Below are 22,381 nucleotides of genomic sequence, written 5' to 3'. Positions count from 1 at the left end.
GACCGGTTCCGTTCGCGCGAGGTCGATCTCAGCGCACGCTCGGTGCGCCCGTTGTCGACCGTGCGGCCCACGCGGCCCGGACGCGATCGACGATGTCGGCGGGGCGGTCACCGGAGACAACCCTGATCATCGTCCACCCCATGGCCGTCAGAGCCTCCAGCCGCTTGATGTCGGCGCCGTAGCGTTCGCGGTCCGCGCGGTGCTGGTCACCGTCGTACTCGGCCGCCACCATCACCTCCTCCCACGCCAGGTCGAGGTAGTAGCGCGGACGCCGGCCGCCGCCGTGAAACACCGGAAGCTGTGTGCGCGGACTGGGAAACCCCGCCCGCAGCAACAGCAATCGCAACCACGTCTCGCGCGGTGATTGAGCACCGGGATCGACGAGGTCGAGCACCGGCCCCACGCGTCGGATGCCCCGAACGCCACGGTGATTCCGTGCCAGATTCCGCACGCCGGCGACGGTCAGACCGGTGGCGTTGCACAGGGCATCGAGCCTGGCCACCGCGTCGGCCTCCGCTCTGAGCCGCGCGAGGTCGAACGCGGTCCGCTCGGGCGTGGTCACGTGCATCCGCCCGAGTCGCGTCACCTCGCCCGGTGCCAGGGTGTCGCGCCTGGCCACGAGGCCGGCCGGGGTACGGGCGTTGCGGCAGACGAGCTCGATCGGCTCGTCGTCGTCGACCCACTTCGAGCCGTGCAGGGCCGCGGCGGCAAGCCCGGCCACCACCCCGGAACTCCCGGACCACAACCATGCCGCCATCGTGCGCTGCCGCAGCGTGGGCACCGGCACCGCCGACGTCAGGTACACGTCGGGGAAGAGAGCTCGGTAGCGCGTCCGTAGTTGGTGTTTGTTGGCGACGTGGCCCCGGTCAAGGGCGTCGCTGCCGACGAAGGGAAGGTCCATACCCGCACCATCCCGGCGTCCTACGACGCTCCACCCGCACCGAATGTGCGCCTGGACCCATGGCTGTGGATGGATCTCGATCTGTGTGCACGCTCGGTGCGCCGGGGAGGAAATCGCGCCGGGGAGGAAACCGCGCCGGGAGGAAACCACGTCGGGGTGAGCCGCGCCCGGGTGAACCGCCTCGGGGCCCTCAGCTGTCGAGGACCTCGGTGATCCGGGCGTGCACGTCGCCGATCCCCCCGACGTCGAGACCGAACCGGTGCATCAGCGTGTCGAGCACCTGCGAGGCGTTGTCGAAGGTGACCTGCTCGCTGGGCCCGCCGACGTGGTGGATCGACAGGTGGCGGCCGCGCAGATTCCAGCGGGCGTCGTCGGTCACCAGCGACGCCGAGAGCCCCCGGACGAAGATCGAGTCCGGGTGCGTCGAGACGTACCAGCTGCCCATGAGCAGATCGATCGGCGGCCGCGGCTGGTCGGCGAAGGTGTACAACGGGCGCCACCGGTCACCGATCAGGGTGTGCAGCACCCAGCGGTGCTCGTAGCGGTCGGGTTGCACGGTGAGCCGGTAGGGCTCGTGGCGGGTGGCCTGCACCTCGTCGGGCACGAACCGGATCGGCGACGTGAGCGTCTGGCCACCGAAGCCGACATCGACGAGCAGGCGGTCCTGCGTGCCCGGGACGGTCACGGCGAGCAACTGGTGGGTGAGCCCGGTCGGCGGCTCCGCCACACCGGCGGGGTTCTGCCACACCACCCGCGCGGTCAGCGACTGCACCCCGAACCCGAACCCCTCGAGGACCCCGGCGAACAGGCCGTTGTGTTCGAAGCAGTACCCGCCGCGCCGGCGGCGAACCATTTTGTCGCACAGCGCCTCCGCACCGAGGTCCGCGACCGGGATACCCATCAGCGGGTCGAGGTTCTCGAAGGCGATGGCGGAGCCGTGGGCGGCGATCAGCGCCCGAAGCGCCACCTCGGTCGCCTCGACCGGGCCGGTATGGCCGACGCGGTGAAGGTACTGCGCGATCTGAGCGTCGCTCAGCCGCCCGTCCTCGGGCCGGCTATCCACCGCGGTGCGTCCTGCCATGCCCACATCGTCGTACCTCAACCGGGGTCGAGGTCAAGTTGTTTACGTGCCGCTCCACTTGGGCGCCCGCTTCTCGGCGAATGCGATGGCACCCTCTTTGGCGTCGTTGGAGGTGAACACCGGGATGAGGACCTCCATCTGCTTCTTCCACATCTCCTCCGGCGACCACGCGCGCGACTCCACGATCACCCGCTTGGTCGCGGCCACGGCCAGCGGCCCGTTGGCGGTGATCTTGCCGGCCAACTCCAGCGCAGCCTCCAGCGCCCCGCCCGGCTCGGCAAGCACATTGACCATGCCCAGCGCATGGGCCCGGGTGGCCGGGAGGTTCTCACCGGTCAGCGCCAGTTCCATCGCCACCGCGTAGGGGATGCGCTGCGGCAGCCGCAACAGCCCACCGCCGCCGGCGACGAGGCCGCGCTTGACCTCGGGGATGCCGAAGGCGGAGTCGTTGGCGGCCACGATCAGGTCGGTGGCCAGCGCCACCTCGGTGCCGCCGGCGAGTGCGAAACCCTCCACCGCCGCGATCAGCGGCTTGGTCGGCGGGCTCTCGGTGAATCCGAGACCACGGCCCTCGATGTCGACACGCTCGCCGCGGGCGAAGGCCTTGAGGTCCATCCCGGCGCAGAACGATCCGCCCGCCCCGGTCAGCACGCCCACCGACAGACCGGGATCTCCGTCGAGACGGTCCATGGCGTCGGCGAGCCCGCGGCTGACCGCGGCGTTGACGGCATTCTTGGCCTTGGGGCGGTTGATGGTGATCAGCAGAATCCGGTCGCGCTGCTCGACGATGACTTCGGGTTCGGTCGCTTCTTCGCTCACGGGGATATCGTAATCCGCACGGTAGGGCCGACAGGGACCAGGCCTGGCTCCCCGGCCGGCCCATCGGTACGATCCAAAACTAGAACACGTTCCATTTTATCGGAGGGGTGCCGTGGACGCGACCGATACCGAGATCACGCCCGGCGAGATCACTAAGTGGGACCCCGGCCTGACCGAGAAGGTGATGGGGCTGGTGCGCCTGCTCACCAAGGGCTATCACCGCTCCGAGGTCCGCGGCCTGCAGAACTTCCCACCGGCCGGCGGCGCGCTGGTGGTCTCGAACCATTCCGGCGGCCTGTTCGCGATGGACGTCCCCGTCTTCGCGACCGACTTCTACGAGCACTTCGGCTACGTGCGGCCCGTGTTCACCCTCAGCTTCGACCTGCTGCTGACCGGACCGACGGCCGGGTTCTTCCGGCGCACCGGATTCATCAGGGCCAACCCGCGAAACGCCGACGAGGCGCTGCGCTCGGGCGGGGTCGTCGTGGTGTTCCCGGGTGGTGACTACGACGTGTACCGGCCCACGACGGCGCGCAACAAGATCGACTTCGGCGGCCGCACCGGCTACATCAAGGCGGCGCTGAGCGCCGGCGTGCCGATCGTGCCGATGGTCGGGATCGGCGGCCAGGAGACCCAGCTGTACCTGTCGCGCGGCACCGGCCTGGCCAAGCTGCTGCGGCTGGACAAACTGCTGCGCTCGAAGATCCTGCCGCTGTCGATCGGTTTCCCGTTCGGGCTGTCCGCCGTCATCCCGGTCAACGTTCCGCTGCCGACGAAGATCGTGATGCAGGTGCTGGAACCGATCGACGTCGCCGCGGAGTTCGGCGAGGACCCCGACGTCGACGAGGTGGACTCCCATGTTCGTCGGGTCATGCAACGGGCGCTGAACCACCTGGCCAAGGAACGCCGACTGCCGGTGATCGGCTGAACCGTGGCCGCGATCCCCCTGCTTGATCGGCTCACCGGTGCGGGCGCCCTGGTGGCGACCATGGCCCGGGCGGGCATGATCGCCCCGCTGCGCCCGGACAGGTACCTGCGCATCATGGCGGCCGCCGGCCGCGAAGGGCTCTCCGTCACCTCGGGTTTCGCGATGTCGGCGCAACGCTGCCCGGACCGGCCCGCGCTCGTCGACGAACTCGGGACCCTCACCTACAAGCAGATCGACGAGCGCGCCGACGCCCTGGCCGCGGCCTTGCAGGAGTTGACCGGCCCGGCGGCCACGATCGGGATCATGTGCCGCAACCACCGCGGGTTCGTGGAGTCCCTGGTCGCCGCGGACCGGATCGGCGCCGACGTACTGCTGCTCAACACCTCCTTCGCGGGTCCCGCGCTGGCCGAGGTGGTCGGGCGCGAGCGGGTCGACGCGGTGATCTACGACGACGAGTTCTCCGCGATCGTCGACCGCGCCCTGACCGACCGCCCGACGGCAGTCCGGATCGTCGGCTGGACCTCGGATCCGGCCGGCCCCGGGCACACCGTGCAGAAGCTGATCGAGGCCAACCGCGGCCGCCGTCCCGAACGTGCGGCGGGCAAGGGCAGGATGATTCTGCTGACGTCGGGAACCACCGGTACACCCAAGGGCGCCAAGCACTCCGGCGGAGGCGTGAACGAACTGCGGATGATCCTCGACCGAATCCCGTGGCACACCGAGACCACCGTCGTGGTGGTCGCGCCGATGTTCCACGCGTGGGGTTTCTCCCAGCTGGTGTTCGCCGCGTCGATGGCGTGCACGGTGGTCACCCGCCGCAAATTCGACCCGGAAGCCACGCTGGCGCTCGTCGACGAGCACGAGGCGTACGGATTGTGCGTCGTTCCGGTGATGTTCGACCGGATCATGGATCTGCCCGAGGAGGTACTCGCCCGCTACAGCGGACGGTCGCTGCGGTTCGCCAGCGCATCGGGGTCGCGGATGCGTCCCGACGTCGTCATCCGGTTCATGGACCGCTTCGGCGACATCATCTACAACAACTACAACGCCACCGAGGCCGGCATGATCGCCTCGGCCACCCCCGCCGATCTGCGCGCGGCCCCCGACACCGCCGGCAGGCCGGTCGTCGGCACCGAGCTGCGCATCCTCGACGACGCGCTGCACGAGGTCGCACCCGGTGGCATCGGGCAGATCTTCGTCCGCAACGGAGCACGTTTCGACGGCTACACCTCCGGCCAGAACAGGATGTTCCACGAGGGGTTCATGGCCTCCGGCGATCTGGGTCGTTTCGACGACGACGGACGGCTGTTCGTCGTCGGCCGCGACGACGAGATGATCGTCTCCGGAGGGGAGAACGTCTACCCGATCGAGGTGGAGAAGACGCTGGTGTCCCATCCGGCGGTCGCCGAGGCCGCGGTCATCGGCGTCGACGACGAGGAGTACGGCCAGCGGCTGGCCGCGTTCGTGGTGCCGGCCGCCGGGGCGGCGGTCGGCAGCGACGAGCTCAAGCAGCACATCCGGGAGAACCTGGCCAACTACAAGGTGCCCCGGTCGATCACCGTCGTCGACGAGCTGCCGCGCAACAACACCGGCAAGGTGGCACGCCGGGAACTGCAGGACCGTGCCGGCCGGGTCTGACCGGCGGTGGCGCACGCTGCTGCGCGCGGCCGCCGAGTTGGTCAACGCCGTCAACGGGGTGCGGCCGCTGGGCCGCCAGGGCTATCTCAGCATGCCGGTGTTCGCATTCGGCTGGCCCACCAGTGAGCTCTCGCCGCTGGTGTTCGCCGTCTCGGCGGCCGACGCCGCGCGCCGGGGGTGGCGCGGCGACTTCCGCGGCACCGCGGGGCGGGCCGCGCTGTGCGTGCACGGTGCGCAATGGGCCCTGTTGGGGCTGATCGCCTGGCAAAACCTGCACAGCGGACCACACCTGGAGGCCGGGCTGCGCGACGCGCTCGGCCCCGACTACCGCTCGGTCGCCGACACCCGCCGGTTCCGCCGCCGCGCCGGGGTGTTCCGCACCGGCTGGTCGCGTCGGCGCTACATGCGCAGGGCCGACACCGTCCGGTACGGTCCGCACGGCCGGGCCAACCTCGCCGACATCTGGCGGCGCCGCGACCTGCCCGACGACGCCAAGGCGCCGGTGGTGGTGCAGGTGCCCGGCGGGGCCTGGTCCATCGGAATGCGCCGCCCGCAGGCCTACCCGCTGATGAGCAGGCTCGCCGAACAGGGCTGGGTGTGTGTGTCGATCGCCTACCGGGTCAGCCCGCGGCACACCTGGCCGGACCACATCGTCGACGTCAAGCGCGCGCTGAGCTGGGTCAGGGACCACATCGCCGAGTACGGCGGCGACCCCGACTTCGTCGCGATCACCGGCGGGTCCGCGGGCGGGCACCTGGCCGCGCTGGCCGCCCTCACCCCCAACGATCCGCGGTTCCAGCCGGGCTTCGAGGACGCCGACACGACGGTGGCCGCGGCGGTTCCGGTGTACGGGCGCTACGACTGGTTCTCCACCGCCGGCGACGGACGGCGGGAGTTCGTGGCGTTCCTGCAGCGTTTCGTCACCAAGCTGCCGTTCGCGCGGCACCGTCAGACCTACGTCGAGGCCTCACCGATCGCGTGGGTGGGTCCCGGTGCGCCACCGTTTTTCGTGCTGCACGGTCGCGACGACTCGCTCATCCCGGTCGCCGAGGGGCGCGCATTCGCCGAGGCGCTGCGCTCGGCCTCCGACGACGTCGTCGCCTATTCGGAGGTCCCCCACGCCCAGCACGCGTTCGACTTCTTCGGTTCTCCGCGCGGCCACCACACCGCCGAGGTCATCGAACGTTTCCTGTCCTGGGTGCACGCTCGGCACCCCTGATCGGACGCTACTGGGCCATCGCCTTCTCGACGGGCGCGAGCTCCTGGGAAAGCCCCGCAGCCCTGCGAATCTCGATGAACTCGTCGACCATCGCCCGGGTGACCTCGTGGGCGTCGCGAACGGAGTCGGTGTCGGCGAGCACCGAGATGTTCAGCTGGTCGACGTAGCTCCACACGGTGATGTTCAGGCCGCTGCTGGCCGTCAGTGGTCCCACACTGTAGATCTCGGTCACCAGCGCGCCGCCGACGCGTCCGTACTCCCGGGGGCCGGGCACGTTGGAGATGTTGAGGTTGAGCACCTTGTTCTGGCCCTCATGGCTGGACAGCCGCCGGAACAGCGCCTCCATCGCCGCCGGTGGCATGTAGTTGGACCACCTGCTGACCAGCTCGGGTCCGATCAGGTTGTTGCTCTCCTTGGCCAGCACGGCGTCGTCGTGGGCCCGCCGCACGCGTTCCAGCGGGGTGTCGAGGTCCACCGGGATCGGCATCAGCACGCCGGTGAAGAAGTTGCCCGAGATCCGCTCCGGCGAGAAGTCGAAGCTCACCGGCACCGACGCCAGGAGCGGATGGTCGGCCCTCCCGTCGTAGTGCAACAACAGTTTCCGCAGTGCGCCCGCGCACATCGCCAACACCAGGTCGTTGATGGACACCCCGAGCTGCCTGCTCGTCTGCTTGATGTCGGCCAGCGACAGCGACGCGGTGGCGAACCGGCGCTCGGGCGGCAGCACGTGGTTCATGAAGCTGGGCGGCGGGGTGAAGGGGCGGGTCAGCTCCGGGGAGAGCTTGCGCGTGCTGCGGCGTACCCGGTTGATGCCGCGCGCGGTGTAGAGGACCGTCGAGGGCACCTTGGCGAGCTGACGGAAGTGGTCCCGGAACGCCTCGCGGACCAGTGCGCCCCGGGTGGGCGGCGGATCGGTGAGATAGTCGTCGGCGTCGGCGTCGGGCGCCGACTGCAGATCCATGCCGCGGGCCAGCAGATTCGCCGCGGCCACCCCGTCGGCCAGGGCGTGGTGGATCTTGTTCACCACCGCGATGCGCCCGCCGGCCAGTCCGTCGATGAAGTACATCTCCCACAGCGGCCTGCTGCGGTCCAGTGGTGTGCCGGCGATGCGCCCGATGGCGTCGTCGAGTTCGCGCCGGCCCCCCGGCGCGGGGAGGGTCAACGGCCGGATGTGGTACTCCAGGTCGACTTCGCAGTTCTCCCTCCACATCGGGTGGTGGAACTTCATCGGGATGTCGACCAGTTCGTAGCGCAGGGGTTCCAGCTTGTGCAGCCGGCCGTGGATGACCCGGCGGAACTCCTCGATACCGAACTCGCGCCCCCCGAGGTCGACCAGTTCGACGATCGCGATCTTGAGGGTGTGCATGTGCACATTGGGCGCCTCGCTGTAGAGCAGAAACGCATCCCATCCGGTCAATCGCTTCACCCTGTACCTCCCACAGAGCGAGCGTACAAGCCGGGCGCGCCTAGACGACCTCTTTGGCCAGAGTGGCCCGCGCCCGTTTCACGTGGTCGAGGAACACCCCGATCGCGGTCGACATCGCCCCGGTGCGCGCGCCATCGGTCATGTCGAAAGCGTGTCCGGCACCGGGCAATTCGATATAGCTGACCATGGACCGCGACCGTGAGCGCAGAGCTTCGACGAAGCTGCGGGCCTGGGCGACGGGAATGATGGTGTCACCGCTGCCGTGGATGACCAGGAACGGTGGCGCGTCGGCGTGCACCCGCGCGATCGGTGAGGCGTTGCGGAAGATGTGCGGGTGGCGGTCGATCCGGCGCTTGACCACCACGCGCTCCAGGAAGTCGACGAAACGCTCGCGCTCGGTGGTGGAGCGGTCCTCCCAGTCGTAGCGCCCGTAGATGCCGACGACCGCGTCCACCGAGGTGTCCGACCCCTCGGGCAGATCGCCCTGGTACTCCGGATCGTTGGGTGTCAGCCCCGCCAGCGCCGCGATGTGCCCGCCGGCCGAGCACCCCGAGATCGTGACGAAGTTGCGGTCGCCGCCGAAGCGGTCGACATTGGCCCTGGCCCAGGCGATCGCCGCCTTGACGTCGGTGATGTGTTGGGGCCAGCGATGATTCGGCGACACTCGGTATTCGACCGACAGGCATACCCAGCCCTGCTCGGCGAGATGGTGCATCAGCGCGTAGCCCTGCAGCATCCGGCTGCCGTGCACCCAGGCCCCGCCGGGGACGAAGACCATCACCGGGGCGGGGCCGGTGAGATCGTCGCGGCGCCAGACGTCGAGAACCTGGCTGGGCGCGCTGCCGTAGCGCACCGAGGACCGGTGCAGATGGCGGCGGTGCTGGAACATCCTCAGCAGCGGTGCCGCGCGGTCCGGGGCCGGCCACTGCACGTCGAGATCGGCGGCGGACAGGATTGTGCGCAACGCCGCCTCCGACACCGCGCCGGTCTCGTCGCGCTCGCGCCGGCGCACCGCCCCCATGCCCGGGGTGAGCCAGGATCTCGCCGTCGAGGCCAGCAGCTCCGGAGCCTGCCGGCATCCCCAGATGCTCATGGCGGCCAGCCCGCCGAGGGGCTGCAGGTGCCTGCCGATGACCGGCAGCGACGCCGAGGCCACACTGGCCGCCAGCAGGTAGTCCGAGGGGCCGGCGTTGAGGAACCAGCGCGCCCGCGCCGCGATCGACGGGCCGGGATATCGGGTTTCTGGTTGATCCGGCATGGCGCGAGAGTACCCGTTTCCTACCGGTCGGTAGCTACAGATTCACGAATTTGTTCACTCCGTGTCGTGCGACGCCGGGTGCCGGTCAGCGCAGCGCGGCACGACCGCGGATCCGCCCCAGCACCAGCAGCGCCAGCAGTGTCACCAGCAACAGCACGGTGGTGCTCGCCGCGGCCTGCAGGGCCTGGCCACGGTCGGTCAGGCCGAAGATCGCCACCGGCAGTGTCTTCCAGGTCGCCGGATAGACCATGACGGTGGCCCCGAGCTCGCCCATCGACAGCGCGACCGCCAGGCCGGCGGCGGCCCCCAACGCGGGCAACAGCATCGGCAGGGTGACTCGCAGCAGCACCCGCGCCGGACCCGCACCCAGCGATTCGGCGGCCTGCCGGTAGGCCGGATCGAGCCGGTCCAGGGCCGCCGAGACCGAGCTGAACGCGAACGCCAGCACCAGCACGGTATGCGCCAGGATCACGATCCAGCGGGTGCCGCCGAGCAGCAGCGGCCGCTCGTTGAACGCGATCAGCAGTCCCAGGCCGATCGCCACCGAGGGCACCGCGATCGGCAGGTGGAACACGGCGTCGATGGTGCGGCCGAGCCACGTCGGGACCTCCCGGGCGGCCAGCGCCGCCCAGGTACCCACGACCAGTGCGATGCCACCGGCGATGAACGCGGTCTGCAGGCTCACCGACAGGCTGGCCAGGTTCTCCCCCGACAGCGCCGTGCCGAACCGGGTGAAGCCCAGGCCCGACGGCAGCGGGCCGGTCCACGAACCGGCCGATCCGGCCAGCACCACGGTGGCCAGCGGGGCGACGAACACCACCGCGACGACCAGCGTGAACACCGCCAGCACCGCCCACCGGCTACGGGCGCTCCACAGCAGCATCGCCGAGTCCCTTCTCACGTCCCTGCCGTCCGGCCACCACCCGGTTCAGCAGCATCCGGTAGCCAATGTAGAGCGTCAGCGACAGCGCGACCTGCACGGTCGCGATCACCGCGGCCCCCGGCAGATCGAAGGTGACGATGCCGCGGGTGTAGATCATCACCGGCAGCGTGATCACGCCCTTGGCGCCGGTGAACAACACGATGCCGAATTCGTTGAGCGTCAGCAGCAGGACCAGGCTGCCGCCGGCCATCAGCGCCGGCCACGCCTCGGGCATGATCACCTGGCGCAGCACCCGAAACGGTGAGGCGCCCAGGCTGGCGGCGACGTCGAGCTGGGCGCGCGGCAGCAGGGTGAACGCGGCGAGCAGCGGGCGCACCACGAACGGGGTGAAGAAGGTGATCTCGGCGGCGATCACCCCCCACGGGGTGTAGAGGAAGTTCAGCAGCGGCGAGGACGAGCCGGTGATTCCCGAGATCAGCGCGTTGACGGCCCCGGCCGTGCCGTAGAGGAACGTGAACGCCAGCGTGATCAGGAACGACGGCAACGCCAGCACGGTGTCGATCACCCGTCCGGCCAGCGACGAGCCCGGGAACGGCACGAAGGCCAGCACGATGGCCAGGAAGGTGCCCAAGATCAGGCAGCCGACGGTGGAGGACACCGCGATCATCACGGTGCGCCACAGGGCCTGCCGAAACGCCTCGGATTCCAGCACGTCGGTCCAGTGCGACCACGTCGAGGCGCCGGCCTCGACATTCGTCGACTCCAACAGCATCCGCGCCAGCGGGTACACCGCCGCGACGAGCACCAGCAGCAACGGAGGGAGCGCCCAGAGCCAGGACAGCGAGCGCGGCGCCGGCCGGGTGGCCGGCGCGTCGGGCGCCTCCGGGCCGGCGGGCTCGTCCAGGACGGCCGTCATGTGCCCTCCGCCACCAGGACACCGGCCGGTTCGGGCAGACGCAGGCCCACCTCGGCGCCGACCTCGACCTGGGTGTGGCCGGGGACGTCGATATCGACCAGGCGGTCGGGCAGACCGGTGACCGACAGCACCAGCCTGGTGGTGGCGCCCCGCCACACCGCGGCGTTGACCTTGGCCCGCACCGCGTCGCGGTCCCCGAGGCCGACGATGCGCAGGGCATGGGGCCGGATGCACAGCAACGCCGGCGATCCGGGCGTCCACTCGGCCTTGCCGACCGCGGGTTGCGGGGCCTCGGCGCTGACGGTCTTGGCGCCCACCGTCACCAGCGCCGAGGTCCCGATCACCCGTCCCACCGTGCACGGTATGAGGTTGGCCCCGCCCAGGAACGCGGCGGTGAAGCTGGAGGGTGGCCGCTTCCAGAGGTGCTCCGCGGCACCGACGTCCATCATGCGGGCGTTGTTCATCACCACGATCCGGTCGGCCAGGGCCAGCGCCTCGGACTGGTCGTGGGTGACGTAGAGCATCGCGGTGTCGGGCAGCGCCTCCTTGAGGCGCTGCAGCTCGGCGAGCATGGATTGGCGCAGCTGGGCGTCCAGGGCGGCCAGCGGCTCGTCCAACAACAGCACCTTGGGCCGGATCGCCAGGGCGCGGGCGATCGCCACCCGCTGCTGCTGGCCGCCGGAAAGCTCACGCGGCAGCCGCTTTCCGTACTGCGACATGCCCACCATGTCCAGCGCCTCGGCGACCCGCGCGGTGATCTCACGTCCGGGCAGCCGGCGTGCCCGCAGCCCGAAGGCGACGTTCTCGGCGACCCGCATGTGCGGGAACAGCGCATAGGACTGCAGCACCACACCGATACCGCGTTTGGCCGGCGGCAGGTCGGTGACGTCGCGTCCGGCCAGCCGCACGCTGCCCGAGGTGGGACGGACGAACCCGGCCAGGGCGTTGAGCGCGGTCGACTTGCCGGACCCGCTGGGGCCCAGCAGCGCGATCGTCTCGCCGGCGGCCACCCTCAGGTTGAAGTCCACCAGCGCGTGGGTGACCTTCCTGCCGCGGCCGTAGGCCACCCCCACGCGATCGAAAGTGATCGCGGGGGTGGCGGTTTCGGCCTGCCCGGCCCGCTCGGCACGGCTCTGCCGGGCGCCGGCGGGACCCGGGCGGACCTCGGTCTCGGCCATGTCAGCTACCGGTGGCCTTCTGGTAGGCGGCCAGGCTGGCGTCCAGGTCGGCCAGCACGGCGTTCCAGTCCGGGACCCAGACCTCGACGCCCTGAAGCACCGCGGCGGGGGTGTTGGGCTCCGCGGTCTTCTCCGACGCCGACACCAGGTCCTCGCGCACCGGGATGCCCAGGGCGCCCGGGCCGACGGTCTTCTGCACGTCCTCGGAGATCAGGAACGCCAGCAGCTTCTTGGCCTCCTCGGCGTGCGGGGCGCCCTTGGTCACTCCGGCGAAATAGGGCAGCGAGACGGTGACCTTCTTCCCGTCGGCGGTCTCGGGGATGAAGATGTTGAACGTCGAGCCGTCGTCGCGGATCGAGCCCAGGTTCATCTGCACGTCGCCGTTGGCCACCAGCAGCTCTCCATTGCTCACCTTGGGCTGCAGCTTGCCCGTCGAGGACGACGGCCCGACATTGTTGGCCTGCAGCTTGGCCAGGTAGTCCATGGCGCCCTGTTCGCCCATCAGGTGCTGCAGCAGCACCAGCACCGCGGTGCCGTCGCCGGCCTGGCCGGGTGTCGAATACTGCAACTTGCCCTTGAATTCGGGCTTGAGCAGGTCGTCCCAGGTGACGGGCTGCGGCTGGGCGCCGGGGTTGGCGATGAAGCTCAGGGCGTTGTTGACGATCGGCACGAAGCTGGTGTCGGGACCGATCTGGTCGTCGGGGATCCCGCTGGTGTCCGCGCCGCTGGGCTGCAGCAGGTCGCTCTGCTGCGCCTTCTGGATGAACGGCGGCAGGGTCACCAGCAGGTCGGCCTGCGGGTTGGACTGCTCCTTCTCGACCCGGGACACCACCTCGCCGGAGCCCGCCTCGACGAGGTTGACGTTGACGCCGGTGTCGGCGGTGAACTTCTCGAACTGGTCCTTGTACCAGGTGGCCAGGCCGTCGGCGCTGTAGACGGTCAGGGTGACGCCGTCACCGGAGCCCGAGGAGCCGGTGCCGCCGCAGGCGGTCATGGTGACGGCCAGGGCGGCCGCCGCCGCGGCCGCGATGGTCTTGCGGAATCTCATGGGTCGGGCCTCTCTTCGTTCGGATGGGTCGGACGGATGTACGGACACTCAGTCGGTGAGGATCAGGTCGGCGAAGTCGGACACCGAACCGAAGACGTGGGTGGCTCCGGCGGCACGCAGCTGGTCCTCGTCGTGCGCGCCGGTCAGGGCTCCGCCGGCGATGGCCACGCCGGCGCGCAGTGCGCAGTCGACGTCGCTGCTGGTGTCACCGAGCGCGGCCACGTTGTGCACGCTGTCGGCCTGCAGCCGCATCAGCGCGGTGAGGATCAGGTCCGGATACGGTCGGCCCCGGACCCCCTCGCCGGGGGCGAGCACGAGATCGGCCAGGGCCTGCCAGCCCAGGGCGGCGAGCAGCTTCTCCTGGGTCACCGCGCTGAAACCCGTTGTCAGGGCGACTCGAACACCACCCTGACGCAGCCGGGTGATCGCGTCGGCGGCACCGTCGAGGGGCCGCGCACCACCCTGCTCGATCAGGTCCTCGTAGGCCCGCTCGAAGGCCCGGTTGGCCCGCTGGGCCAGATCCTCGGTCTCGAACAACGCGCGGAAGACCGCGATCTTGGACTGCCCCATGGTGTCCAGGACATACCGGCGGGCACGCTCGCGGTGTTCTCCGCTCTCCGGCACCCCGGCAGCGGTGGCGGCGTGTTCGAACGCCCGGACCACCAGCCCGTCGTCGGCCACCGTGGTGCCGGCCATGTCGATGACGGCCACCTGGATCGCTTTCGTGGACACGTGCTCTCCCTTCCGGGGTCGATCGGTTCGGGGTCGATCAGTTCGGGGTCGATCGGTTCAGGGTCGATCGGTTCAGAGCCCGATCAGATCGGCGGTTTCCTCGGCGATGGCCGGGGCCAGGGTCATCCCGCGACCGCCCGGCCCGGTGACAACCCAGACGCCGTCGCCGGCGAAGTGCCGGCAGACCAGCTGTCCCGGGTCGACGCACTGGCTGTAGACGCCGGCCCAACGCCGGCGCACCGGGGGCAGCGGGCGCCCGAGGAACTGTTCGACCACGTCCACCAGGTGGGTGTAGGGGGCCTCGGTGACGTCGAAGGCGAACGGCTCGTCGTATTCGTGGGTGTCGCCGATGGTCAGCCCGCCGTGCAGCCGCTGCACACACAGCAGCTGCATCCGGTGTTCGGCGGCTACCGGCCGCTGTGGTTCGGTGCGGCACAGTTCGTCCAGGCCGTCACCGGCGAAGCCCGGGTAGTAACGGAAACTGTCGCCGTCGGCGATCGCGGTGGTCAGCGGCTCGCCCAGCGGCTCGGTCTGCATCATCTGCAGCCGCACGCGGCGCACCGGCAGTTCCCCGGCGATCTCCCGGATCAGGCCGCCGTGAGCGGCCCCCGGGCACAACAACACCAGGTCGGCGTCGTGGCGGAATCCGCGATCGTCACGCACGCCGCGGCCGTCGACCGTCCGCGCCTCGGTCCCGGGCACGAACGTGTAGCGGCCGGTTTCGGCGAGGTGTGCCCGGACGGCCGGCAGCGCCTGCCTGGACTCGACGGCGGCGTCGCGTGAACAGTGCAGTCCGGCAAGGTACTTCCCGCGCAGGGCGGGGTTCAGGGCGCGGACCCCGGCCGGGTCCAGCAGGGTGAACCCGCGACGTGCGGCGTCCGCACGCGCGGCCACCTCCTCGGCGACGGCGACCTCGCGGGGTGTGGCCAGCAGCGTCAGCGATCCGGCCGGCCGGAACCCGATCCCGGGAACATCCGCGGCGAGCCGTTCCCAGAGTTCGCGGGCGCGCAGGGCGGGGGTGAGCTCGAAGCCGGCACGCCCGGAGACCCAGACCAGACCGAAGTTGCGCACGGTGGCACCCCGCGCCTCGGACTCGCGTTCGAGTTGGGTGACGCGGTGGCCCCGCCGCACCGCCTCCACGGCGTGCATGGTCCCGAGGACCCCGCCACCGACGATCACCACACGCATGCCGAGTCACCTTTCCCAGCCATCCCTACGGCCGGCCGTCCGCCGGATGTGGGGCGCCCGAACAGCCGGTAAACAATTGGTATAGACCAATTGGGATACACTGACGATGTGTTGGTGCTCAAGGAAACCCGTCGCCTGCTGGAATCGCTGCGCGGCGTCTGGGACGAGGAGACGGTCGACGAGCTCGACCACGCTCTGCAGTCGGCGGCCCGCGCCGCCGAGGACGGAGCCGACGATGAACTGGTACTCGCCGCCGCCCTACATGACCTCGGGCACAGCCCGCTGCTGGACGCTGCCGACCACCCCGGGGCCTACACCCACCACGACACCGCCGCCCGCGACTGGCTCACACCCCGGTTCGGCGCCCGGGTCGGGTGGCTGGCCGGCGCGCACGTGGCCGCCAAGCAGTTCCTCGCCGCGACCGACCCCGGCTACGGCGGGCAACTGACCGCGGCCTCGGCGCAGTCGCTGGCGGCCCAGGGCGGCCCGGGCGTCGATCCGTCGTTCACCGGCCACCCGTGGTGGCCGGATGCACTTCGGTTGCGGCGCTACGACGATGCCGCCAAGAACCCCGGCGGCGTCGGCGCTACCATCGACGACGTGCTGGTGATCGCCGAACGGGTGCTGCGGCAACAGCTGTCGCCATGACCGACCGGACCTCCAAACCCCATCTGATCCGCCGGGCGGTCGACGAACTGCTGGCCGATCTCGTCGAGGGTGACCCCCTACCGTCGGAGCGTGATCTGGCCGGCCGGTTCGGCGTCGCCCGCGAAACCGTCCGCCAGGCACTGCAGGAACTGCTGGTCGAGGGCCGGATCGAACGGCGCGGACGGGGCACCGTGGTCGCCACACCCAAACTCACCCAACCGCTTTCGCTGAAGTCATACACCGAGGGCGCGCTGACCATGGGCCGCAAGCCGGGCCGGCTGCTGGTCAACTGGGAGGACATCGCGGCCGGCGCCGAACTGGCGGCGGCACTCGACGTCGCCGAGGACACCACCGTCATGCACCTGGAGCGGGTGCTGCTGGCCGACGGCCAGCGGATCGGGCTGGAGAGCACCTTCCTGCCCCGGCACCGATTCGGCGACTTCACCGCGACGTTCGACCCCACCACCTCCCTGTACGCGGCCATCCGCGCCACCGGCGTGGTGTTCGGGTCCGCGGTCGAGCGCATCGAGACGGTGCTGGCCTCCCCGCGCGAGGCCGGCCTGCTGGAGACCACGACCGCCATGCCGATGCTGCGCCTGCACCGCCGCTCGCTGGACATCGAGGGGTCGCCGATCGAGGTGGTCCGGTCGCTCTACCGCGGAGACCGGGTCGCCTTCGAAGCGCTGCTGACCGACCGGTGAACACTCAGCGGCGGTGCCCGAACAAGGCCGTCATCTCGGCGAGTTCGCGCACCAGCCCGGCCCGGACCGCCTCGGCACGACCGGCGGTCAGCAACCGCTTGGCCGCACGCACCGAGGACGGGTCCCGGTCGGCGACACGTCGCGCGTAGTCGGCGACCACGGTGACCAGCTCCCCGTCGGGGGCCACCCGCCACACCAGCCCGGCGCGCGCCGCCTCGTGGGCGTCGAGCCACTCGCTGGACAACACCGCCCACATGGCGTCGGCCCAGCGCATGCGCGACGCCAGCAGCACCGAGCTGCCGGCCTCCGGTACCAGCCCCAGACTGGTGAACGGCATTCGCAGCCGGGCGCTCTCGGCTGCGACCACGAAGTCGCAGAACAGCAGCAGGGTGGCCCCGAAGCCCACCGCCAGTCCGTTCACGGCCGCGAAAAGCGGCTTGTCGAAACCCGACAGCACCGTGATGAGGCGGTCGAACTCGGCACCCGCACGCCGCCCGTCCTCCTCGCCGTGCACGTCGGACAGCAGTGAGCGGTCCGCGCCCGCGGAGAACGCCCGTCCCCGGCCGGACAGCACCACGACACGGGTCGCCGGGTCGGCCTTCAGCCGGCTCAGGGCCAGGTGCAGGTCCCGATAGTCGTCGGCGGTGAAGCTGTTCAACCGATCCGGCCGGTCGGCCGTCAGCCATGTCACGCCGCCGTCGCCGCGTTCCTCGATCACGGATATCCGCGGGGCAGCACGGGGCCCAGGGTCATCGGGAAGGCGTGCGCGGCCCGGACACCGGTGGTGAACCTCAGCTCGGCACCCGGCTTCAGCGCGTAGTCGGGGACGCGCCGGTGCCAGACCCGCAGGGCCATCTGCAGTTCGACACGCGCCAGATGCGACCCCAGACACCGGTGGGGTCCGCCACCGAAACCGAAGTGGCGCTTGATCTTGCGGGAGAACTCGGGAGACTCGTTGCCCGGTTCGGCGGAGCCGTCGGTGTTGGCCGCACCGAGCATCACCAGGACCCGCTCACCGGTCCGGATCGGGCAGCCGCCCAGGACCGTGTCGCGGGTCGCCGCACGCGGGACCACCATCACCGGCGTCTCCCAACGCAGCAGCTCCTCGACCACCGCGGGGACCAGGTCCGGGTCATCGGTGATGGCCCGCCGCAGGGCCGGGTTGTCGATCAGATGCTTGAAGAAGCAGTCCAGCGAGGCCGACACGGTGTCCAGACCGGCGATCAGGAACAGAAAGCAGATGTCGAGGATGTCGTCGTGACTCAGCCGTTCGCCGTCGATCTCGGCGCTCAGGAAATGGCTCATCAGGTCGTCGCCACCCTGGCCCCGGCGCGAGGCGATCACCCCGTCGAAGTAGTCGTAGATCGACCGGGCCGTGGCACGCTGGTGCGCCTGGACCTCGGGATGGTCGTAGGGCTTGCCCACCACGGCATCGGGCCTGATGATGCCGTCCTTCATCGCCAGGAAGCGGGGGAGCTCGGCGACGGGCAGCCCCAGCATCGTCAGGAACACCTGGCTGGGAAAGGGCACCGAGAAGTCGGCGACGAAGTCGATTTCGGGCGATCCCGCGAAGCCGTCGATCAGACGATGGACCAGATCCTCGACGTCACCCTCACGCTGTTTCATCCGTTTCGGCGAGAACAGCGGGTCGAGGATGCGCCGGAACTTGCGGTGCTCGGGCGGGTCGATCTGCAGCGGGATCAACGGGCGCTCATTCTTGAGGTCGCCGGCGGTCAACGCCGAGGAGAACAGTCCCACGTCGTCGAGCACCTCGTCGACCAGCGCCCACGAACTGACCAGGGTGCCGACCCCGTCGACGTGCAGCACCGGCGAGTTCTCGCGCAGGCCCGCGTAGATCGGGTGGGGGTTGGTGCCCACCTCGTCCCCGGCCAGCCCCAGCGGGTTGGACAGTGTCGCCGAAGGCCCTGGTGTCACCGAAGGCCCTGGTGTCACCGACCCGGATGCAGCCGACGATGCACGCGGTTCTCGCGGTGCCGGCGTTTCGTGCGCCACTGCAGGCTCCTCGACAGGCTCACCGACGTCTTCAGCGACGTCTTCACCGACCGTCTTCACCGACGTCTTCACCGACGTTGTCGTCGACGTCACACTCGGCGGCGCGGTCCCCCCAGCCGCGTCGCTGTGACCAGCGTGCCATTAGGCACCATATTTTTCAAATGCTATTTTTGAAGTCTCGGGCACTGCCGCCCACGAGGCTGGAGGGAGCGCACCATGCCGACGGAACCGAGGCGCGTGCTGCCGCCGGCGGACGGGCCCACCGGCTTCTTCTGGACCATGGGCCGCGACGGGGCGCTGCGGTTTCTGCGGTGCACGGCGTGCACGTTCTACATCCACCCGCCCGCCCCGTACTGCCCCCGGTGCGGGAGCCGCGACGCGTCGCCACATCCCGTGTCCGGGCGCGCCACGCTGTACTCGTTCACGGTCAACCACCAGGCCTGGGACGGCGACAGCCGGCCCTACGTCATCGGCATCGTCGAATTCCCCGAACAACCCGGACTGCGGCTGACGACCAACGTCGTCGGCGTCTCCCCCGACGACGTCCACGTCGGCATGCCACTCGAGGTGACGTTCGAGCGGCACGAACCGATCCACCTGCCGCTGTTTTGTCCCGCGGCGTCATGAGGTCCCCGGAGAACCGCGCGGTCATCTCCGGCATCGGCCAGTCGGAGATCGGCCGCCGGCTCGGCCGCGACGAACTCGCGCTCACCGTCGACGCCGCACTGGCGGCGATCGGCGACGCCGGGCTGACCGTCGCCGACATCGACGGCCTGGCCACCTATCCGGGCGGCATCGCCGGATATCCGGGGTTCAGCGGCCCCGGCTCGCCCGCCGTCCAGGATGCGCTGCGGCTGGAGCTGAACTGGCACAGCGGCGGCGCCGAGGGACCGGCACAGCTGCAGGCCGTGATCAACGCCGCGATGGCCGTCTCGATGGGACTGGCCCGCCACGTGCTGGTCTACCGGACGGTGACCGAATCCACCGCGCAGGGCCGGGGCGGACGGCCCGGCATCGGCCTCGGCGGCGACGGTGCGACCGGGGTGACCGCGACGGGGGTGATGCAGTGGACCCTGCCGTTTCGCGCGTACTCCGCGGCCAACTGGCTGGCCATGTACGCCAACCGGCACATCCACGAATTCGGCACCACCGAACGGCAACTGGCCCAGATCGCGCTCACCGCGCGGCGCAACGCCGCACTGAACGACAGGGCGGTCTTCCGCGACCCGCTGACCATGGAGGACTACCTGGCCGCGCGGATGATCTCCACCCCGTTCCGGCTCTACGACTGCGACGTCCCGGTGGACGGTTCCACGGCGCTGGTCGTCTCGCTCTCCGAGCACGCCCGGGCCGTCGCCCATCCGGTGGCGCGCATCGAGGCCGTCGGCACCGCGCTGCGCGGCCGCCCGTCCTGGGACCAGTGGGACGACCTGACGACCATGCCCGCACGGACCTCGGCCGCACAGATGTGGTCGCGCACCGACCTGCGGCCCACCGACGTCGACGTCGCCGAACTCTACGACGGCTTCTCCTGGCTGACGATGTCGTGGCTGGAGGCACTCGGGTTCTGCGGCCACGGCGAGAGCGGGCCGTTCGTCGACGGCGGGCACCGGATCGCACTCGACGGCGAATTGCCGGTCAACACCCACGGCGGCCAGTTGTCGGCGGGCCGCCTGCACGGGTACGGATTCCTGCACGAGGCGGTGCTGCAGCTGCGCGGCGAGGGCGGCGCCCGTCAGGTCGGCGGGACGCCCGAGGTCGCGGTGGTGTCCAACGGGGGCGGCCCCGTCTCGGGATGCATGCTATTGACCCGGCTGGGGTGACAGCCGCAGGGCCGGACCGGCGAACCGCATCACGTGGGCGCGGGTGCCCACCCGGTCCCCGCGGTACCCGTGCTCGGACCACGCCAGCTGGCTCACCAGAGCGAACAGGCTCACCGCATCGGCCTCGGGGGCAGGCGAATTCAGCACCCCGGCACGGTGGCCGGCGCGCAGCACCTCGACCGCCGGCTCGGCCAGCAGCCACCGCATCTCCTCGGTCACCTCGGTCATGGTCTTGGAGCCCAGCACGTCGGCCGCGCTGAACAGCACCACCCGTTCGGCTCGCCGGGGCGCGAAGAACAAGTCGAGCAGCGCGTCCAGCCAGGCGTGAAACGCGGCCAGCGGGTCGGCCGCCGCGCCGACGGCCCGCTCCAGATAGCGCCTCGCCGAACGGCCGTCCCGGCGGATCAACGCCTCGGCCAGCGCGTCCTTGGACGCGAAATGCCGGTAGAAACTGCTGGTCGACAGGGCGGCCTCGGCCAACACATCCGCGACCGACATCGCCGTGTAGCCGTTTCGGTCCATCACCCGCACCGCGGCGTCCATGATCATCCGCCGCTCGGTGTCGTCATCGAACAGGCGGGGACGCCCGAGCCGCTCCGCACCCGGGCCCGTCGACTTCGTCACCCCGCCTCCTTCTCCGGTCTTCTCCGGGATCTTCCCCGCCTCCACCCGCATGTGGGGGTCCCGGCGCCAGGCATCCCGCGTACCCGCCGCACGCCCACTCCGCGACGATAGCCGCCGGCCCGGGCGGGACGCCGCGACCACGGTCACCCTGCCCTAGGCTCGCTGTGATGGCCATCACCGATATTCACCCCGAACTGCGCACCGCCGCACGGTTCACCCCGCAGGTCCTGGTCCGGCCCCGCTCTCTCAGCGTGTTGCGGGCCGCACAGAATCTGCAGAGACTGCTGCCGCAACCCCCCGGCGTCGAGCAGCTCACCACCGCCGACGGGATCCGGGTCCGGCTGCACCGCCCGCCCGGGCGCACCGAGCCGGGCCCGGCGCTGTTGTGGATCCACGGCGGCGGCTATCTCATCGGCACCGCGGCCCAGGACGACCGGCTGTGCCGGCGTTTCGCCGACGAGCTCGGGGCGACCGTCGCCGCCGTCGACTACCGGCTGGCCCCCGAGCATCCCTATCCGGCCGGCGTCGAGGACTGCCACGCCGCGCTGACCTGGCTGGCCGGCCTGCCCGCGGTGGACCCCGACCGGGTGGCCGTCGGCGGCGCCAGCGCCGGCGGTGGCCTCGCGGCCGCGCTGGCCTTCCTGGCGCGCGAGCGTTCCGCCGTGACCCCGGTGCGACAGCTGCTGGTCTACCCGATGCTCGACGACCGCAGCGCCGCCGACCCCCGCCACGACGGTCGCGAGTACCGGTTGTGGGACCGGCACAGCAACGCCTTCGGATGGCGGGCCTATCTCGGTACCGCCGACCCGGATGTCGCCGTCCCGGCCCGACGTACCGACCTGGCGGGGCTGCCGCCGGCCTGGATCGGGGTGGGGACCATGGACCTGTTCCACGACGAGGATCTGTCCTACGCGCAACGACTCACCGAGGCCGGCGTGCCCTGCGAGGTGGAGGTGGTTCCCGGGGCGTTCCACGGGTTCGACGGCCTCCGGCCGGGTTCGGCGGTGGCCCGGTCGTTCTTCGAGAGCCAATGCGCCAGCCTGCGGTCGGCGTTCGGGGAATGACGCGCCGGCCATGACACCGCAAGCGACGGAGGAGGAACGGGGCACGCTGCACGAGACGGCCCGGGTTCAGACCGAGATCGCCGGCGCCGAGACGATGCTGTCCGGACCGGACAACCCGGTCGGCGACGCGGTCACCTTCCGCGCGCTCAACGCCTATTTCACCTCGATCGGCGGCGGCACCGACCAGATCCAGCGCAACATCATCGGCGAACGGGTGCTCGGGCTGCCCAAGGAACCCGACCCCTTCCGGGACACCCCGTTTCGGGACCTCCCGCACTGACCGCACCGAACCG

The 22,381-nt window shown here is 70.6% G+C and carries 22 protein-coding genes and 1 pseudogene; 9 read left to right on the top strand and 14 right to left on the bottom strand.

What is annotated here, in order from left to right:
* Positions 1 to 28: 28 nt before the first annotated feature.
* The 3 genes from CSR00_RS05970 to CSR00_RS05960 all read right to left on the bottom strand — a co-directional run bounded on the left by CSR00_RS05970 (position 29) and on the right by CSR00_RS05960 (position 2,801).
* Positions 29 to 901, bottom strand: coding sequence for a type IV toxin-antitoxin system AbiEi family antitoxin (locus CSR00_RS05970; protein ID WP_099021470.1), 873 nt, complete (start codon positions 899 to 901; stop codon positions 29 to 31).
* Between the two features lie 190 nt (positions 902 to 1,091).
* A complete protein-coding gene (locus tag CSR00_RS05965) occupies positions 1,092 to 1,982 on the bottom strand; it encodes an arylamine N-acetyltransferase family protein (protein ID WP_099021469.1) in 891 nt (296 codons plus the stop codon).
* Positions 1,983 to 2,024: 42 nt separating this feature from the next.
* Positions 2,025 to 2,801, bottom strand: coding sequence for a crotonase/enoyl-CoA hydratase family protein (locus CSR00_RS05960; RefSeq protein ID WP_099021468.1), 777 nt, complete (start codon positions 2,799 to 2,801; stop codon positions 2,025 to 2,027).
* 112 nt (positions 2,802 to 2,913) lie between these two features.
* Between CSR00_RS05960 and CSR00_RS05955 the strand changes: the two genes are divergently transcribed.
* From CSR00_RS05955 to CSR00_RS05945, 3 genes are read left to right on the top strand one after another with little or no spacing between them, the layout of a single operon-like run.
* Positions 2,914 to 3,729, top strand: coding sequence for a 1-acyl-sn-glycerol-3-phosphate acyltransferase (locus CSR00_RS05955; RefSeq protein ID WP_099021467.1), 816 nt, complete (start codon positions 2,914 to 2,916; stop codon positions 3,727 to 3,729).
* A 12-nt stretch (positions 3,730 to 3,741) separates the two neighbouring features.
* The gene (gene fadD12, locus CSR00_RS05950; RefSeq protein ID WP_099021495.1) at positions 3,742 to 5,367 is read left to right on the top strand and encodes an acyl-CoA ligase FadD12; all 1,626 of its coding nucleotides are present in this window, start codon (positions 3,742 to 3,744) and stop codon (positions 5,365 to 5,367) included.
* A complete protein-coding gene (locus CSR00_RS05945; RefSeq protein ID WP_245905854.1) occupies positions 5,351 to 6,586 on the top strand; it encodes an alpha/beta hydrolase in 1,236 nt (411 codons plus the stop codon). The genes fadD12 and CSR00_RS05945 overlap by 17 nt, the downstream gene beginning before the upstream one ends.
* 7 nt (positions 6,587 to 6,593) lie before the next feature.
* Here the strand turns inward: CSR00_RS05945 and CSR00_RS05940 are convergent, their stop codons facing one another.
* From CSR00_RS05940 to CSR00_RS05905, 8 genes are all read right to left on the bottom strand, one after another.
* Positions 6,594 to 8,012, bottom strand: a complete 1,419-nt coding sequence (locus CSR00_RS05940) for a WS/DGAT/MGAT family O-acyltransferase (RefSeq protein WP_099021466.1) — start codon at positions 8,010 to 8,012, stop codon at positions 6,594 to 6,596.
* A 40-nt stretch (positions 8,013 to 8,052) separates the two neighbouring features.
* A complete protein-coding gene (locus tag CSR00_RS05935; RefSeq protein ID WP_099021465.1) occupies positions 8,053 to 9,270 on the bottom strand; it encodes an alpha/beta hydrolase in 1,218 nt (405 codons plus the stop codon).
* Between the two features lie 85 nt (positions 9,271 to 9,355).
* On the bottom strand, positions 9,356 to 10,153 hold the full coding sequence (locus CSR00_RS05930) for an ABC transporter permease (protein WP_099021464.1): 798 nt from the start codon (positions 10,151 to 10,153) through the stop codon (positions 9,356 to 9,358).
* The gene (locus CSR00_RS05925; protein ID WP_099021463.1) at positions 10,131 to 11,069 is read right to left on the bottom strand and encodes a 2-aminoethylphosphonate ABC transporter permease subunit; all 939 of its coding nucleotides are present in this window, start codon (positions 11,067 to 11,069) and stop codon (positions 10,131 to 10,133) included. Before CSR00_RS05925 ends, CSR00_RS05930 begins: the two co-directional genes overlap by 23 nt.
* Positions 11,066 to 12,247, bottom strand: a complete 1,182-nt coding sequence (locus tag CSR00_RS05920) for an ABC transporter ATP-binding protein (RefSeq protein ID WP_099021462.1) — start codon at positions 12,245 to 12,247, stop codon at positions 11,066 to 11,068. The genes CSR00_RS05925 and CSR00_RS05920 overlap by 4 nt, the downstream gene beginning before the upstream one ends.
* Before the next feature lies 1 nt (position 12,248).
* The gene (locus CSR00_RS05915; RefSeq protein ID WP_099021461.1) at positions 12,249 to 13,295 is read right to left on the bottom strand and encodes a 2-aminoethylphosphonate ABC transporter substrate-binding protein; all 1,047 of its coding nucleotides are present in this window, start codon (positions 13,293 to 13,295) and stop codon (positions 12,249 to 12,251) included.
* Positions 13,296 to 13,343: 48 nt separating this feature from the next.
* On the bottom strand, positions 13,344 to 14,027 hold the full coding sequence (locus CSR00_RS05910; RefSeq protein ID WP_099021460.1) for a phosphonatase-like hydrolase: 684 nt from the start codon (positions 14,025 to 14,027) through the stop codon (positions 13,344 to 13,346).
* A 72-nt stretch (positions 14,028 to 14,099) separates the two neighbouring features.
* The gene (locus tag CSR00_RS05905; RefSeq protein ID WP_176561923.1) at positions 14,100 to 15,215 is read right to left on the bottom strand and encodes a TIGR03364 family FAD-dependent oxidoreductase; all 1,116 of its coding nucleotides are present in this window, start codon (positions 15,213 to 15,215) and stop codon (positions 14,100 to 14,102) included.
* A 108-nt stretch (positions 15,216 to 15,323) separates the two neighbouring features.
* Between CSR00_RS05905 and CSR00_RS05900 the strand changes: the two genes are divergently transcribed.
* Positions 15,324 to 15,863, top strand: a complete 540-nt coding sequence (locus CSR00_RS05900; protein ID WP_099021459.1) for an HD family phosphohydrolase — start codon at positions 15,324 to 15,326, stop codon at positions 15,861 to 15,863.
* Positions 15,860 to 16,564, top strand: a complete 705-nt coding sequence (locus CSR00_RS05895; protein WP_099021458.1) for a GntR family transcriptional regulator — start codon at positions 15,860 to 15,862, stop codon at positions 16,562 to 16,564. The genes CSR00_RS05900 and CSR00_RS05895 overlap by 4 nt, the downstream gene beginning before the upstream one ends.
* Positions 16,565 to 16,568: 4 nt before the next feature.
* Here CSR00_RS05895 and CSR00_RS05890 read toward each other — a convergent pair whose 3' ends face one another.
* Together CSR00_RS05890 and CSR00_RS05885 are read right to left on the bottom strand one after the other, a co-directional pair.
* A complete protein-coding gene (locus CSR00_RS05890) occupies positions 16,569 to 17,282 on the bottom strand; it encodes an enoyl-CoA hydratase/isomerase family protein (protein WP_176561922.1) in 714 nt (237 codons plus the stop codon).
* Entirely contained in the window at positions 17,279 to 18,499 is a 1,221-nt protein-coding gene (locus CSR00_RS05885) for a cytochrome P450 (RefSeq protein WP_245905853.1), read from the bottom strand. Before CSR00_RS05885 ends, CSR00_RS05890 begins: the two co-directional genes overlap by 4 nt.
* 294 nt (positions 18,500 to 18,793) lie before the next feature.
* Here CSR00_RS05885 and CSR00_RS31170 point away from each other — a divergent pair, with 294 nt between their 5' ends.
* Positions 18,794 to 19,204 (top strand): Zn-ribbon domain-containing OB-fold protein, encoded by a 411-nt coding sequence (locus tag CSR00_RS31170; RefSeq protein WP_245905852.1) that lies wholly within the window; start codon positions 18,794 to 18,796, stop codon positions 19,202 to 19,204.
* A complete protein-coding gene (locus tag CSR00_RS05880) occupies positions 19,201 to 20,400 on the top strand; it encodes a thiolase family protein (RefSeq protein ID WP_245905851.1) in 1,200 nt (399 codons plus the stop codon). Before CSR00_RS31170 ends, CSR00_RS05880 begins: the two co-directional genes overlap by 4 nt.
* Here CSR00_RS05880 and CSR00_RS05875 read toward each other — a convergent pair.
* The gene (locus tag CSR00_RS05875; RefSeq protein WP_176561921.1) at positions 20,380 to 21,024 is read right to left on the bottom strand and encodes a TetR/AcrR family transcriptional regulator; all 645 of its coding nucleotides are present in this window, start codon (positions 21,022 to 21,024) and stop codon (positions 20,380 to 20,382) included. The two genes, CSR00_RS05880 and CSR00_RS05875, sit on opposite strands and share 21 nt — an antisense overlap.
* A 167-nt stretch (positions 21,025 to 21,191) precedes the next feature.
* Between CSR00_RS05875 and CSR00_RS05870 the strand changes: the two genes are divergently transcribed.
* Both CSR00_RS05870 and CSR00_RS05865 read left to right on the top strand, forming a co-directional pair.
* A complete protein-coding gene (locus CSR00_RS05870; RefSeq protein ID WP_099021456.1) occupies positions 21,192 to 22,088 on the top strand; it encodes an alpha/beta hydrolase in 897 nt (298 codons plus the stop codon).
* A gap of 46 nt (positions 22,089 to 22,134) precedes the next feature.
* Positions 22,135 to 22,368, top strand: a pseudogene (locus tag CSR00_RS05865) (acyl-CoA dehydrogenase family protein); the annotation flags it as partial.
* Between the last annotated feature and the right edge of the window lie 13 nt (positions 22,369 to 22,381).

The sequence above is a fragment of the Mycolicibacterium palauense genome (assembly GCF_002592005.1).
Lineage (GTDB): Bacteria > Actinomycetota > Actinomycetes > Mycobacteriales > Mycobacteriaceae > Mycobacterium > Mycobacterium palauense.
The sequence above is the reverse complement of the archived record's forward strand: the minus strand, read 5'-3'. Positions and strand labels throughout refer to the sequence as shown.

Excerpts from the sequence above, each read along its gene's own strand:
- CSR00_RS05970 (WP_099021470.1), bottom strand. The coding sequence starts at position 901 with ATGGACCTTCCCTTCGTCGGCAGCGACGCCCTTGACCGGGGCCACGTC.
- CSR00_RS05965 (WP_099021469.1), bottom strand. The coding sequence starts at position 1,982 with ATGGCAGGACGCACCGCGGTGGATAGCCGGCCCGAGGACGGGCGGCTG.
- CSR00_RS05935 (WP_099021465.1), bottom strand. The coding sequence starts at position 9,270 with ATGCCGGATCAACCAGAAACCCGATATCCCGGCCCGTCGATCGCGGCG.
- CSR00_RS05930 (WP_099021464.1), bottom strand. The coding sequence starts at position 10,153 with ATGCTGCTGTGGAGCGCCCGTAGCCGGTGGGCGGTGCTGGCGGTGTTC.
- CSR00_RS05925 (WP_099021463.1), bottom strand. The coding sequence starts at position 11,069 with ATGACGGCCGTCCTGGACGAGCCCGCCGGCCCGGAGGCGCCCGACGCG.
- CSR00_RS05920 (WP_099021462.1), bottom strand. The coding sequence starts at position 12,247 with ATGGCCGAGACCGAGGTCCGCCCGGGTCCCGCCGGCGCCCGGCAGAGC.
- CSR00_RS05915 (WP_099021461.1), bottom strand. The coding sequence starts at position 13,295 with ATGAGATTCCGCAAGACCATCGCGGCCGCGGCGGCGGCCGCCCTGGCC.
- CSR00_RS05905 (WP_176561923.1), bottom strand. The coding sequence starts at position 15,215 with ATGCGTGTGGTGATCGTCGGTGGCGGGGTCCTCGGGACCATGCACGCC.
- CSR00_RS05895 (WP_099021458.1), top strand. The coding sequence starts at position 15,860 with ATGACCGACCGGACCTCCAAACCCCATCTGATCCGCCGGGCGGTCGAC.
- CSR00_RS31170 (WP_245905852.1), top strand. The coding sequence starts at position 18,794 with ATGCCGACGGAACCGAGGCGCGTGCTGCCGCCGGCGGACGGGCCCACC.
- CSR00_RS05880 (WP_245905851.1), top strand. The coding sequence starts at position 19,201 with ATGAGGTCCCCGGAGAACCGCGCGGTCATCTCCGGCATCGGCCAGTCG.
- CSR00_RS05870 (WP_099021456.1), top strand. The coding sequence starts at position 21,192 with ATGGCCATCACCGATATTCACCCCGAACTGCGCACCGCCGCACGGTTC.